Source organism: Finegoldia magna ATCC 53516 (assembly GCF_000159695.1).
Taxonomy (GTDB): domain Bacteria; phylum Bacillota; class Clostridia; order Tissierellales; family Peptoniphilaceae; genus Finegoldia; species Finegoldia magna_F.
Map to the genome: position 1 here is coordinate 679,569 of NZ_CM000955.1, position 14,088 is coordinate 693,656.

Sequence of the window (14,088 nt, forward strand, 5' to 3'; positions counted from 1 at the left end):
ACCCATATTAGTTCAATAATAACACCAAAAATCATTTTTTAGGATTTTTTTGATAATAATTATTAATTTAACGCATTTTGTCAGATAAAAAAATAGAACCAATCAAATTAATGATTGATTCTAAAATTTATTATTTAATTTTTGCTGCGATTTCTTTTGCCATTTGTCTTAAGCCTTGATCGTCTTCTTCTTTCATGCGACCTTTTGCTTCAACAACTGTTTCTGTTGTTTCGAATTTTCCTTCTTCAACAAATTCTTTTAAATTTTTGACAGCGCCACCGCTCCATCCGAATGATCCAAAAACAGAAACCACATGATTTTTTAATTTTTGCATTTTTAAAATGTTCAATAAATTATTCATTACTGGATATACAGTGTTGTTGTATGTGCAAGATCCTAATACTAATGATTTCTTTTCCCAACAATTTGAAAGTATATAAGATTCATGAGTTTTACTTACATCCATCACTTCAATATTTCTAACACCTTCATCTGCCAAATATCTAGCTAGTTGATCTGCCATCAATTCTGTATTACCATACATTGATGCATAAGCTATTACAACTCCTTCATTTACTTCATAAGTTGCCCATTTAGTGTAATCTTCAACTATTCTTGAAGGTTGTTTTCTCCAAATGCAACCATGAACTGGACAAATTGTTTTGATTTCCAAAGAAGATAATTTGTTAATAGCACGTACTGCCATTTGAGAATATTTTCCAACGATATTTGTATAGTATCTTCTGAATTCTGTTCTTCTTAAATCGTAATCTAATTCGTCATCATAGATTGCTCCGTCATTAGTTCCGAAACCACCGAAAATATCTTGTGAGAATAAAATTTTATTTTCAGCATCGTAACTAACCATTGATTCTGGCCAGTGAACCATTGCTGTCAAATAGAATGTAAGTTTTCTATCTCCCAAATCAAGTACATCGCCTTCTCCAACTTCAACGAAATGATCTGAATCAATTTCATAATAATCATTCAACATTGATCTTGTTTTCTTGTTTCCTACGATTTTTAGATCTGGATAAAGATCTAAAATTTGTGGAATTGATCCTGAATGATCTGGTTCAATGTGATGAATTACCAAATAGTCCAATTTTCTATCCTTTAATATTGCTTTGACATTATCTACAAATTCATCACTCTTGCTAACTTTTACAGTATCCATCAAACAAGTTTTTTCGCCTGTAATCAAATAAGAGTTATAAGCTACTCCATAAGGCAACGGCCACATATTTTCAAAAAATTCTGTTTGTCTGTCGTTCACACCCAAGTAATACAAATTTTCTTGGATTTTAATTGGTTCTACTCCCATATTTCCTCCTATAAATTAACGATTATAAATCATTTTCACCGTAAGTATCCAAAAAGTTATACTTTTCACCATTATATTCATACCCAAGAATTCTGGATACATCAACATTTTCACTGGATTTAAATATAGAATTTTCTACATTTGTAAATCCTCTATCCGACAATTCTGCAATCAAAAGTTTGATTTGTTTCCTCATGGACCCTTCTGTTTTCTTAGTTACAGAACAAGCGCAGTCTAGGGCTTTTAATCCCGAATAATTTAACCAACTTTTTACAGATTCTTCTCTAATCAAATACATCGGTCTTATAAGTTCAATTCCTTCAAAGTTATTTGAGTGAAGCTTTGGCATCATTGTTTTATAATTTCCAGAACACAAAACATTCAATAAAATAGTTTCAATCACATCATCAAAATGATGACCCAACGCCATTTTATTGCAACCAAGTTCTTTTGCCTTGGAGTAAAGTGCCCCTCTTCTCATCCTTGCACACATATAACACGGATTGTTCGATGAAATTTTCTCACTAACACTGAATACATCAGTATCATACATGTGATAAGGAATGTTAAGTTTTTCAAAATTTTCCTTCTCAAGTCTAATATTTTCTTCACTATATCCCGGATTCATCGCTATGAATTCAAGATCAAAATTATTCATTCCGTGTTTTTGAAGTTCTTGGAATAATTTCGCAAGAAGTAAACTATCCTTGCCACCACTCATACACACGGCTATTTTGTCGCCGTCTTGAATCAAATCATATTCTTTTATAGCCTTGATAAACTTTGACCAAATGTGTTTTCTATATTTTTTTATAATTGCTCTTTCAACTTCTTGTACAGTTCTTTGCATATATCTCCATTTTTTCTAAATCTACTATGTTACTAGGACTGTATCTTTCAGCTACTTCTACTGTCGCAGCCTCTCCAACATCAAGTCCCAAACTTTTCAAATAATCTTCAACAGTACTTAGCGCTTTTCTTGGAGTATTGTTTTCCTTACTCAAATGCGCTAATTGAATCACTTCATGATTGCCTCTTAAAATATCTCCCAATAAATACGCGCAGGAATCATTGGACAAATGCCCATGATCCGACAAAATTCTCTGTTTCAATGCTGGAGGATAGCTTCCGTACTTCAGCATATCTACATCGTGATTTGCCTCAATAAAAAAAAGATTTGAATCCTTAATTTCTTCGTACACACTATCTTCAATAATTCCAGTATCAGTGACAATCGATAATTTTTTGTCGTCCTTACTAATCACATAACCACAACTATTTGCACTATCGTGGCTAGTTTTAATCGGCAAAATATCCAAATCTTTGAAATTAATATGTCTATTATTTTCGAAGACATAAATATTCTTATCATTTATTTTCCCAATTTTGTTATCCATTGCATACCAAGTTTCGGCATTTGCGATAATTGGCAAATCGTATCTTCTGCTCAACACGCCAATTCCTTTGATGTGATCTGCATGTTCATGCGTCACAAAAATCGCATCTAATTTGCTTGGGTCAACATTTATATATTTAAGTAGGTTCTCAATAGTTTTACCACTAAAACCTGCGTCGATTAAAATTTTGGAGTGTTCAGTCTCTATATATTCGCTATTTCCACTTGAACCGCTAGATAGCGAACAAAATTTAAAACTCATTCAAAATCCTCCTTGTTTACTATTATAATTGATATTGTGTTTTTTTTAAAGTAAAAAAGATAGTTGGTATATTTTACCAACTATCTTGAAATTTTTGTTTTATTTTTCGTAAATATTTTTTGTATTAAAAGTTTTCTTATTCTTGAACAAACTTAATTCTGCAACAGGCACAGTGGATAATTCACCAACTCCTACAACAAATGTTAAAAATATGAATGAAGTTTGTGTCCAAAATATTGTAACATCCACCATACTGTGAATCATAACCATAATTATCATTGCAACAATCATTTTAGTGTATTTTTTTGAATATAGGCTTTTGATTTCTTTGAACAATTGACAGATAATTGGAACCAACAATCCTGCTCCTATCAATCCAAAATTAACCAAAATATCCAAATACAAATTGTGTGAGTGGACAATCGCACGATCTCTTATTGTAGTGTAAATATTGTGAATTCCAAGTGGACCAACACCAATTATGAAGTTTTTCTTGAAAGCTGCAATAGCACTAATCCAAATCGATCTTCTAAGACCCATATCGAATCCAATTTTGTCAATTCTTGGAACCAAATCCATCCTACCCGCTGCCACAATTCCAACAAATGCCAATGCAAATAATGAAATAATCGCTACAGTGTATTTTCTTTTTTTCATCATAATCGTAAGAGCAAACACAGCTATGAAACTAGCAAACATCGCTCCCCTTGAATCTGTGATCAATAAAGTTAGAACGCTTAAAACTCCAACTATAAAAGAAAATAATCTTTCAAATGATTCTGTCGAAAAATACTTGTATGCACTGATTATTCCAACCAAAGAACACACCATAGCATAATAATTTGCATTGAAAAAGAATGTTCCAACAGTCGTTCTATTTTCACTGATGTATTTCATGAATTGCGTGTAGTTGAATGAATTGTTCTTCAAAATTATCGAATACTGAGTCAATGTTATCAAGAAACAGAACGATGCAAACAACATGATAATTATCATGCAGTCTTCCATAAATTGTTCTGTCATATTTTTCCTAATAAAGAGCACAAATACAAAAAGCACAAACATTCCTACAGTCGCAAGTATTCCATAAGTATTGTTGAACACAATGCTTACTAATAAGGAATAAGCAGCGAAAATCAATCCAAAAACAGACAGATTAGACTTATCAAAAATTTCCTTGAATTTATTTTGATACACAAAATAAAACATATCCACTATCAAAACGCCGATTCCTATATAAAACGGCATAAACATTGCAATAGCAGTCAACAGAATAAATTTTTGGTCTGTACTGTAATTCAATATTCTATTGTAAAAACTTTTCATATTTCACCTCTCATTCGTATCTTATACTAATATAATATCAAAAATCCGTGATAATATACGTTTTTTGACAAATCGTAACTATTGACGATGACAAGATATTTTATCAAAAATTCCGGAATTTTGCAATATTTAGCAATAAAAAATGAGAGATAGTACAAAAGCTATCTCTCAAAAATTTAAAATTTATTTATTGCCGATTGTTTCTACCATAACTGCTTTTATAGTGTGCATTCTGTTTTCAGCTTCATCAAATACTTTTGAATATTTGCTGTAGAATACTTCATCAGTTACTTCCATTTCTGACAAACCAAATTTTTCGTGGATTTCACGACCAACTTTAGTTTCTAAGTTGTGGAAAGATGGTAAGCAGTGTAAGAAGATTACGTTAGGATTTTCAGTCATTTCGATTTTCTTCATATCTACTTGGTAATCTTTAAGTAAGTTAATTCTTTCTTCGAATTGATCTTCTTCACCCATTGATACCCAAACGTCAGTGTAGATTACATCTGCACCTTTTAAGCTATTGAAATCGTCAGTAACTGTGATTTTAGCACCAGATTCTTTGGCAATTTCTTGGATAGAGTTCATCATTTCGTTTGATGGATGTAATTCTTTTGGTGCAAGATTTACAAATTCCATACCTAATTTAGCAGCTCCAATCATTAAAGAGTTTGCCATGTTGTTTCTACCATCACCAACATAAACGAATTTAACTTGGTCTAAGTTTTTGTGGATGTTTTCTTTTACAGTTAAAAAGTCTGCTAAGATTTGTGTTGGGTGATAAATATCAGTTAAACCATTCCATACTGGAACTGAAGAATATTTTGCTAATTCTTCTACAGTTGCATGGTCAAATCCTCTAAATTCGATACCATCGTAGAATCTTGATAAGACTAAAGCAGAGTCTCTTACAGATTCTTTCTTACCGAATTGGCTATCATTCATACCTAAGAATGTTACATTACCACCTTCATCGTGGCAAGCTGTTTCAAATGAACATCTTGTTCTAGTAGAAGTTTTTTCAAATAACAAAACAATATTTTTGCCCTTTAAAGTTTCTCCTACAATACCCATTCTTTTCTTTTCTTTTAATGCAGCACTTACATTTAGTAAATGTTCGATTTCTTCTTTAGTGAAATCTTTTAAAGTTAAAAAATCTCTTCCTTTTAACATAATTACATCTCCCTTTCAAATGGCATACTCATACATCTTGGACCCCCACGTCCTCTAGATAATTCGCCTGATTTAATAGTTCTTATATTTACATCAGCTTCTTGTAACAAGCTGTTTGTAACATTGTTTCTGTCGTAAACAATAACAGTATTTGGTGCAATCGCCAAAGTATTTGAACCGTCATTCCATTGTTCACGCATTTGATCTATCGGATTAGTTCCTCCACATCTTATAATTTTTACATTATCAACGTGTAAATTTGTAGATAAAATTTCTTCTAATGAACCCTTTTGAACTTCTCTTTGTAAAGTGTTATCTTCAAGATACAACTTTTCAACATACAAAGGTCCTTCTATAAGTGGGTGAACTGTGAAAATTCCTTTATCAATCATTGTGAACACAGTGTCCAAGTGCATAAATTCTCTTTTGTTAGGAATTTTGAAAGACAAAACAAATTTGAAATCTGATTTTTCCAATAAATTCTTAGCGAATTTGTCAACACTTTCTTTTTGTGTTCTTTGAGAAATACCAACAGCTACACATTCGCTGTTCAATATTAAAATATCTCCGCCTTCGATAGAAGTATCTTCTGTTCTATCGTAAATTTTTTCAATATCGTTGAATCTAGAATTATAAGTGAAAATATATTTTGCATAAAGCGTTTCCCTATTTCTAGTTTCCGACCACATTCTATTGATACTCACACAATTTCCTACAAAAGAAAATGGATCTCTTGTGAAATACAAGTTAGGCATTGGATTAACAGCCAAAAGTCTTCCACTTTCGTCATTAATACCGATTTCATCCAACCTAACTCCTGACATAGTTTTAAGTATCAATTCTTTCTCATCTGAGATATTTGTAAGTAAATCTCTTAGTAAATTGATTTCATCTGCGGACTTATTTCCCGATTCTTCTAGGAAATCTTCGATAAATTGTTCTCTAACGTCATCTTGTTTGATAGATTCTGCAGCCAAATCTTCTAGGTATAATACTTCAATACCTTCATTACGCATAGTTTCGCAGAAAAAGTCATGTTCTCTGATAGCATTTTCCAAGTAAGGAAGTTCATCGAACAATAACTCTTCCATAAAATCAGGAGTCAAATTATTTAATTCTTCTCCCGGTCTGTGAACTATTACAGATTTTAACTTATCAATCTCAGAGTAAATATTTGGTTTCAATATGTTGCCTCCTTAACTGATTTCCACATAAAATTATAACACATTTACAATAAAAATTAACACAAAAATATCGAAATTTTTTTAATATTAAAATACTTTTTGAAATATGTTAAAATTTTATATAAAATGAGGTGAAAAATGATAAAAAGAATTGCAAACGAAAATGATATAGCACAAATAATGGAAATTGTTGAAAACGCCAAATCATATATGAAAGAAAATAAAATAAATCAATGGAGTGAAAATTATCCTAATGAAGATGTTTTTTTAACTGATTTGAAAGAAAACAGATTATACGTAGCAGAAATAGATGGAAAAGTTGTAGGAATGGCTGTGTTAGTCTTGGATGGGGATGAGGATTATAAAAACATAGATGGAAAATGGCTAATCGATGGAAAATACGGAGTAATTCACAGAATAGCAGTAAACCCAGATTACAAATCACAAAATGTAGCCAAAAATCTGTTGGATTTCTTTGAAAATAAATTAAAAGAATTAAACTACGACTCCATAAGAGTGGACACACACAAAGACAACAAATCCATGCTAAGATTTATTGAGAAAAACGGATTTCAAAAATGTGGGATAGTTTATATAAGAAAAACAGACGAGAGAATAGCATTCGAAAAACCATTGAAATAAAATAAAAATAGCAAACCATTTACGTGAGGAATGTCCACCGTTGGTTTGCTATTTTTTATTAGATTTTCAATTTTAAGTATCAATTTCTGCAAAAAACAAAGTATTAGTTTTTGTATCATAAACTGCAAGTGTAAAATTCAAAGATGAACGTTTTAAAATATTTTGATTCTTATCTTCTTGTCTGTCGATTAACTTATAATAACCTTCAGAAATTTCTGGAAAAAGCGATCTGGAATTATGATCCGTCACATAAGATGATGTTTTTTCATCTCCATACATTAAAGTTTTCGTTGTTTTATCCAATGGAAATTTCTTCCAGTTACTATCCGATTTTATCTGATTCAATGTATCGTTGCTGTCAAATTCAAATGTTATAAATCTTGTCCCATCTCCCATTGCTCCATGATCATCGTATTCCATGATTTGATTTGCTTTAACTAATTTTAAGTTAAGTTCATCAGACACTCTTGATTTGTCACTTTGCGCACAACTTACCATTAATAATGAAATGATAATCGCAAATAACAAATATCCAATTTTTTTCATAATAATCTCCTTTCAAAATTATTATACAACAAACCTAATGCACAAAAATCTACAAAATTTTAAAGATTTGCACTAAAAAAGCACTTCTATTAAAAACTCTATAATTTTTTCTATTAAAAGTGCTATTTGAATATTATTCTTTTTTGAATGTTGTAGCTTACTATGAACATCAAAGCTTCAGTTATGATTTTTGCCACAAAAACTTTAATTCCTAAACTTGACAAAATTTTCAACACAATAGTATTCAAAGCTAGTATGAACACTACTAATGTCACGTATTTGATGTATTTTTTTAGGATTTTATCTTTATTTTTGAATACGTATTTGTTATTCACATAAAAGTTAAACGTGCTTGACACTGCCCTTGCTATTATATTGGACAGCACCAAACTTTGTACGTTTAATTTGTAAACTAACAATAAAAAAGTAAAATAATCCACCAAAAAACTCAAATAACTTGACGCAGAAAATTTCAGTATGCTTTTGTAGATTTTGACTGAATCTTTTAGTGCATTAAAATGACTTGTTTCATTATTTTCTATATAAATAGTTTCGATAGGAACTTGCATTATGCTTTCAGAATCGAATTCGTAAAGCATATTCATTTCGTATTCGTATCTTTCTCCTTCGATTCTTATCATTTTATCAAGATTAGACGTATTAAAAGCTCTGAGTCCCGTTTGCGTGTCCTTGATGTATTTCGATGAACTAGAATAAAATACCATTCTAGTTATAGTATTACCAAGCAGAGATTTAAGAGGGATTCCTCTTTTCAAATCTCTCACTCCAAGTATTAATTTATCCTGATTTTGTTCAGAATATTCTATCAATTTCAAAATATCCTTGACCAAGTGTTGTCCATCTGCATCGCTTGTAACCACAGTCCCTGACGCTTGTTGTGCTTTCAAATATTTGAATGCAGTTTTAAGTGCAGCTCCTTTTCCCATATTAGTTTGATGCTCAAGAAGAACTATATTATTAAGTTTTGAAAAATCATATTCGCACGGACCGTCTTTAACCACAATTATATTGATGTGGTTGTTGTTTAAATTTTCCACCAATTTTGTGAGTTTTTCATCTGGTTTGTACGCTGGTATTACAACGTAATTCATAATTCTCCTATCGTTTTTTATTCGTCATCTTCTGGTTCGTAATGAACTATGGATACAAATTTGCCGTTTTTATCTTGAATTTTCCTGATTCTTTTGTTAAATTCTAACCTTGTAAGCCACACTATTTTATCGCAACCCAAGCATTTTAATTTAATATCTGCTCCAGTTCTTAAAATCTCCCATTTGTTTTCACCACATGGGTGACCTTTTTTTAGTGTTACAATATCATTTACTTTATATTTCATCTTCATCACCTGCTACAAAATAACAATTCAAATCCATTGATTTTGATTTGGCTTTTTCTATGAATTTTTTGATAATTTCTCTTTGATACAAGTATTGAGATTCTGGTTTACAACTACCCCAAATCGTAATAGTCATGGAGTTTTTATCCATTTTTGTAACGCCTATTAGCTCTGGTTTTTTTACAATATCTGAATACTCATCTACCAATTCATTAGAAATTTCATCTATGATTTCAGTATATTGACCCAAACTGTATTTGATTGGAACTTCCATTTTAACTTCAATTCTTTGGTTTTCTTTGGATAAATTAGTCACCGTGTTGATTTGACCATTACTTATCATATGAATAGCTCCGTCAAATCCTCTTATTTTTGTAACTCTAAGTCCCAATTCTTGAACGTTACCTTCAATTCCATTTATAATCACATGGTCTGTGACTTTGAATTGATTTTCAAGAATCAACGCAAGTCCACTGATTACATCTCTTATTATAAATTGTGCCCCAAAACCAATAGCAACCCCACCAATACCTGCAGTAGCCAATATCTTATCTGTTTTTACTCCAAACAAATCTAGTACATGGACTACACAGAAAAAATAAATTATATATTTGATGGTATTGTTCAACAATTTAGTAACTGTGATTTGTCTGCCTTCAACAGATTTTCCCTTTTTCATTAATAATTTATCGAAGCTTTTAGTTAAAATGCTTACGACGATTTGCGTAAGCACGATAATTAGCAGGGATAATAAAATCTTGGCCAACAAATTTAGTTGACCAGCAGAATTATAAAATATTTGGTTGAACTTTTCAATATTAAATAACATGAATTATTCTTTTACCTCATTTACAAAAATTACTCCATCTACTTTAAGATACGACCATATCTTAGCGATTGGAAGCTCTTTTTTCAATGCAATCATCTCATCTTTTTTATCTGGATCCAACATAATAGCTAATCCACAACTTTCAGAAATTTCCCTTGGAGTAGGGATAGTTTTAATATCATATCCCATACTCACAAGTTTACTTTCTGTCATCATTGTAAAATTAACTGATGTAAAAGTTAGTAATATCTTTTCCATTATCTAATAATTACATTTCTGTCAGATTTTGATAAAGTATCGTAAATTACATACATGTTAGTAACTTCGCCTATCAAAAGTTTTTCTTTTCTATCGTAGAAGTCCAAGCAAGCGCCACAAGTCATAATCTTTGCACCCTTTTCTTCGATTTTCTTTAAATCGTCGATAACTTCTGATCCTTCAGTTGTCAAATGTATTCCGTAGTTGAAGAATAAAAGTGTACTTGGTACTTCGTCAGCTTCTGCTACAGAATAAATGTATGATTTAATAAGTGATTTGCCTAATTTTTCATCTCCATCACCCATTTTATCGCTTGAGAATGCTAAAACTAAATTACCGTTAGTTTCTTCAACCTTCTTTTCTGCTCCTTTTTCTTTTACAATAGTAGTTTCGAAGCCATAATCAGTTTCTACATAACTGAATTCGAAACCTTGACCATTTGCGTATTTTTGTAAATTTTCAACGCAGTACATGTCGTCAACTTGTGTCTTAACAGTACCTTCTTCTAATTCATCAAATACATTTTTTGTCATAATAATTGGTCTTGGACAAACTTGTCCTCTTGCATCTACAATTTCCATAATTACCTAATCCTTTCTATTCTGTTATTAAATACTAAATAAAAATCATCTTCTCCTGTAATTGATTTAAGATCCGATGCTTTATATTCCACTAGTTTGGAATCCTCAAACATAAAATACCCATTTTGGTTATATAATATGCAGTTTTTGTCATTTGAATATATTTTAAGTGAATCATCTATTTTAGATTGGCTAACCAATTTCAAATCCTTATCGTAAATTAAAAGTTCCCCATTTTTTGTAATTACATATACATTTTTATCTGAAACCCCAACATCTTTTGTACCGTCGAATGATTTCGATTTTGTAATTTTTGCTTTGTCAAAAACTTTGATGTACCCATCAAATACTACGATTAATTTGCCCTCAACGTATTTCATTCTAAAAATCGGCTTATCGATGAAAATATTTTTGTAGAAAAGTCCCTTTTCATCGTACATGTAAATCTTTGAAAAAATTCTTCCGTCACGCTTTCCTATCGTGCTAAAAGCATAATTTGATTTGTCCGATGCTATCAAACTAGATACTTCGTCTTTCATATCAAAGCTTTCCAAAATTTTCATATTATTAACAATTGAAAATTCATTTTGTGTATCGACAATAATATGGTCTTTGTTTGCAAAAATATAGGAAATATCAGATTTAAAAGATAGCTTTGAATTCATCTTTCCTTTTGTATTATATTGCAACAAATCCTTTTTATCAATCAAATAAAGAAATTTGCCATCAAAATAATAAGGCTTTTTGTCGTCGTAATCTTGTTTTAGAATTAAGTTTTCATTTTGGTACATGAAAATCTTGTTATCATAGTGAGTTACTACGTAATTCTTCTTCAATACGGTGCTATTTCCAGTGTTAATATTGTATACATTTTTCTTAGAAAACATCATCACTGCCAAGATACATACAAGAATAGCGACTACTGCAAGTAATATATAGTTCAAGTTTTCTTTTATTTTATCCATTATTTTCTCCAAAAACTTCAAGAACTTTCATTCTAGTATCATAAAGTTGTTCATCTTTTACTAAAACAGTGACAATATCTCCTGTTTTTAATACGCTATCTCCATTTGGAACGTATTTTTCTCCATTTGAATCCACTTCTGCAATCAATGCGTCTTTTGGAAAATCAATATCTTTGATTTTCTTATTGGAAACACAATTTTCATATCCAAGTTTTATATCAAACATTGTGAATTTATCATTAACACCTTTTCCAACAACTCTTTTGTTCAACATTCTCTTTAATAAAATATCGTAAATTGGTTCGAAATTTAAAGCCTTGCATATAAAATATGCCATGATTGAACAAAATGCCAACCCCAATAGATGTGTCATATTTCCATTTAATTCCAGTACCAACACAACACTCAAAAGAGGACTTCTAACAACAGCTGTTAGAACGCAAACCATAGAAAGCACAACAAAATTTGACAAATAAACATCTTGCACAACGCCGAAAGCACTCATTAAATTAAAATAAAATAATCCTGTAATTCCACCTAGAACCAAAACCGGCAAGAAAATACCACCTTGAGTTCCTGTTGCATAAGATGTTGATGTCATAAACATTTTGAATAACAAAAGTATTATTAAAAGCAAAAATGAATGGTAATTATCTGCTGCCATATTTTCTATAAATGAATGGCCTCCACCTAAAATATCTTTGTAGAATAATCCAACTACAGATACAAACGCAAAAAATATCGCTATTTTCAAATCTTGTTCAAGCTTAATCTTCGCAAATACATCTTGGAAAAACGTGATTGAATAATTAAATAATTTCCCAACGGCACAGCAAAGTATAATCATTGGAAAAATCAACAAATAATATTTTGTTGGCAGTACATGAGTCATTCCAAAAGAAAACACTGGTTTGATTTTGAATATTCCAACAGCTATGACATCAGCAACCACCGCTGCTGCAAAACTTATTGCAACTACTTTTTTTGAAAAAGATTTATGAAGTTCTTCCAATATGAAAACAAGACCTGAAATTGGGGCTGAAAAAGCAGCTGAAAGACCTGCCGCAGCTCCTGCAGTTAAATACAATTTCTCATCCGTTTTGCTTTTTCCAAATTTTTCTGATAACCACTTAGCACTACTAGCTCCCAATTGAATTGAAGGGCCTTCTCTTCCCAAAGAAAGTCCCACTAATGAGGCAATTGCTCCTCCTACAATTTTGGAAACAGTAACTCTAAAACTATTTTGATTAAAAGCTCCGATAAGTTCTCCTTGAACTTGAGGAATACCACTACCACCAGAAAGTGGAGCCCATTTAAGTAATTTGCTAACCACAATTCCTAGGACAAATGATACTGCGATAATTAAAATAGCTCTTGGAAAGCTGTTGTTAGAATAAATGGAATTTCTAACCACTTCTAATTTACTTAACAAATATCTGTAAAATACAGCCAGTCCACCTGAAAATACTCCGATGGATAAACTTGCTAAGAAAAGTGACATAGAAGAGCCTATTTTAAACTTTGTTTTCATTAAATAATCACGCTTTCTAAAAATTCTCTAAATCTATCGATATTATATGTAACTGAAATGTACGTTTCAATTCCCTCTCCTTCAATCAAATTATTTTCTTCATCAATTTTTAAATTTGTTTGTGCATAAATAAAATGATCTTTTTTGGAGTATGCGTACAACAAGAACAAATCTTCAATTAGTTTTTCTGATGATTCATCAAACATTTCATTCAAAATATCAGTATAATCATTTTTGTTAAACGTGTCATTCGTAATCATAAACACACTTTTACCATTTAATACACTCAAATCGCTGTCATTTGATTTGACGTATTTGTCGTACATAAAAATATCATCTAATGATTCAAGAGTCTCAGTGTTTTCCGTAAAAAATTCTGACAAATATTTCATGTTAGAGAAATTAAGCAAATCAATATTTTTAAAATCACCTAAAAATCTTGATAATACGACATCATTTTCACTCATAAAATCTTTCAAAAATACAACTTCTACATCCCAATCCAAATTATCCATCAAATCTAGAACGTTATTATTTACATCAGATTCTATTGTAATTAAAGATATTTCAAAAATTTCTATATTATATAAAATTACGAGTAAATCCATAGCTTGTGTACTAGACTCAAAATTCACCCACAATTTTTTATAGTCTTTTTTATTAAAATTTTCCATATTTTACATTTATCTCCATAATTTCTATATAATTAACATA

General features: G+C 30.7%; 16 protein-coding genes. 1 reads left to right on the forward strand and 15 read right to left on the reverse strand.

Annotation, left to right across the window (positions count from 1 at the left end; all coding sequences use genetic code 11):
• Window positions 1-130 precede the first annotated feature (130 nt).
• The 6 genes from HMPREF0391_RS03105 to HMPREF0391_RS03130 form a co-directional block, all read right to left on the reverse strand.
• A complete protein-coding gene (locus tag HMPREF0391_RS03105; RefSeq protein WP_002835410.1) occupies window positions 131-1,324 on the reverse strand; it encodes an FprA family A-type flavoprotein in 1,194 nt (397 codons plus the stop codon).
• 22 nt (window positions 1,325-1,346) lie between these two features.
• Window positions 1,347-2,174, reverse strand: a complete 828-nt coding sequence (locus tag HMPREF0391_RS03110) for a tRNA 2-thiocytidine(32) synthetase TtcA (RefSeq protein ID WP_002835412.1) — start codon at window positions 2,172-2,174, stop codon at window positions 1,347-1,349.
• Window positions 2,149-2,982: an MBL fold metallo-hydrolase gene (locus HMPREF0391_RS03115; RefSeq protein ID WP_002835413.1), complete on the reverse strand. Its 834-nt coding sequence runs from the start codon at window positions 2,980-2,982 to the stop codon at window positions 2,149-2,151. The genes HMPREF0391_RS03110 and HMPREF0391_RS03115 overlap by 26 nt, the downstream gene beginning before the upstream one ends.
• Window positions 2,983-3,081: 99 nt before the next feature.
• Window positions 3,082-4,308 carry an O-antigen ligase family protein gene (locus HMPREF0391_RS03120; protein WP_002835414.1) on the reverse strand — a complete coding sequence of 409 codons (1,227 nt, stop codon included), beginning with the start codon at window positions 4,306-4,308 and terminating at the stop codon, window positions 3,082-3,084.
• 183 nt (window positions 4,309-4,491) lie between these two features.
• The gene (argF, locus tag HMPREF0391_RS03125) at window positions 4,492-5,481 is read right to left on the reverse strand and encodes an ornithine carbamoyltransferase (RefSeq protein WP_002835415.1); all 990 of its coding nucleotides are present in this window, start codon (window positions 5,479-5,481) and stop codon (window positions 4,492-4,494) included.
• A gap of 2 nt (window positions 5,482-5,483) precedes the next feature.
• Entirely contained in the window at window positions 5,484-6,665 is a 1,182-nt protein-coding gene (locus HMPREF0391_RS03130) for an arginine deiminase (protein WP_002835416.1), read from the reverse strand.
• Window positions 6,666-6,803: 138 nt separating this feature from the next.
• Here HMPREF0391_RS03130 and HMPREF0391_RS03135 point away from each other — a divergent pair, with 138 nt between their 5' ends.
• Window positions 6,804-7,307 (forward strand): GNAT family N-acetyltransferase, encoded by a 504-nt coding sequence (locus HMPREF0391_RS03135; protein WP_002835417.1) that lies wholly within the window; start codon window positions 6,804-6,806, stop codon window positions 7,305-7,307.
• A gap of 72 nt (window positions 7,308-7,379) precedes the next feature.
• On the opposite strand, the gene HMPREF0391_RS03140 is transcribed toward HMPREF0391_RS03135, so the two are convergent.
• The 9 genes from HMPREF0391_RS03140 to HMPREF0391_RS03180 all read right to left on the reverse strand — a co-directional run bounded on the left by HMPREF0391_RS03140 (window position 7,380) and on the right by HMPREF0391_RS03180 (window position 14,048).
• Complete coding sequence (locus HMPREF0391_RS03140; protein WP_002835418.1) at window positions 7,380-7,853, reverse strand: hypothetical protein; 474 nt, start codon at window positions 7,851-7,853, stop codon at window positions 7,380-7,382.
• A gap of 122 nt (window positions 7,854-7,975) precedes the next feature.
• A complete protein-coding gene (locus tag HMPREF0391_RS03145) occupies window positions 7,976-8,965 on the reverse strand; it encodes a bifunctional glycosyltransferase family 2/GtrA family protein (protein WP_002835419.1) in 990 nt (329 codons plus the stop codon).
• A gap of 17 nt (window positions 8,966-8,982) precedes the next feature.
• On the reverse strand, window positions 8,983-9,210 hold the full coding sequence (locus tag HMPREF0391_RS03150; protein WP_373276985.1) for a DUF951 domain-containing protein: 228 nt from the start codon (window positions 9,208-9,210) through the stop codon (window positions 8,983-8,985).
• Window positions 9,200-10,039 (reverse strand): mechanosensitive ion channel family protein, encoded by an 840-nt coding sequence (locus HMPREF0391_RS03155; RefSeq protein ID WP_002835421.1) that lies wholly within the window; start codon window positions 10,037-10,039, stop codon window positions 9,200-9,202. The genes HMPREF0391_RS03150 and HMPREF0391_RS03155 overlap by 11 nt, the downstream gene beginning before the upstream one ends.
• Before the next feature lie 3 nt (window positions 10,040-10,042).
• A complete protein-coding gene (locus tag HMPREF0391_RS03160) occupies window positions 10,043-10,297 on the reverse strand; it encodes a DUF3343 domain-containing protein (protein ID WP_002835422.1) in 255 nt (84 codons plus the stop codon).
• Complete coding sequence (yedF, locus tag HMPREF0391_RS03165; RefSeq protein WP_002835423.1) at window positions 10,297-10,878, reverse strand: sulfurtransferase-like selenium metabolism protein YedF; 582 nt, start codon at window positions 10,876-10,878, stop codon at window positions 10,297-10,299. Before yedF ends, HMPREF0391_RS03160 begins: the two co-directional genes overlap by 1 nt.
• Window positions 10,879-10,880: 2 nt before the next feature.
• Window positions 10,881-11,843: a hypothetical protein gene (locus HMPREF0391_RS03170; RefSeq protein ID WP_002835424.1), complete on the reverse strand. Its 963-nt coding sequence runs from the start codon at window positions 11,841-11,843 to the stop codon at window positions 10,881-10,883.
• Window positions 11,836-13,374 (reverse strand): chloride channel protein, encoded by a 1,539-nt coding sequence (locus HMPREF0391_RS03175; protein WP_002835425.1) that lies wholly within the window; start codon window positions 13,372-13,374, stop codon window positions 11,836-11,838. Before HMPREF0391_RS03175 ends, HMPREF0391_RS03170 begins: the two co-directional genes overlap by 8 nt.
• Window positions 13,374-14,048, reverse strand: coding sequence for a hypothetical protein (locus HMPREF0391_RS03180; protein ID WP_002835426.1), 675 nt, complete (start codon window positions 14,046-14,048; stop codon window positions 13,374-13,376). Before HMPREF0391_RS03180 ends, HMPREF0391_RS03175 begins: the two co-directional genes overlap by 1 nt.
• Between the last annotated feature and the right edge of the window lie 40 nt (window positions 14,049-14,088).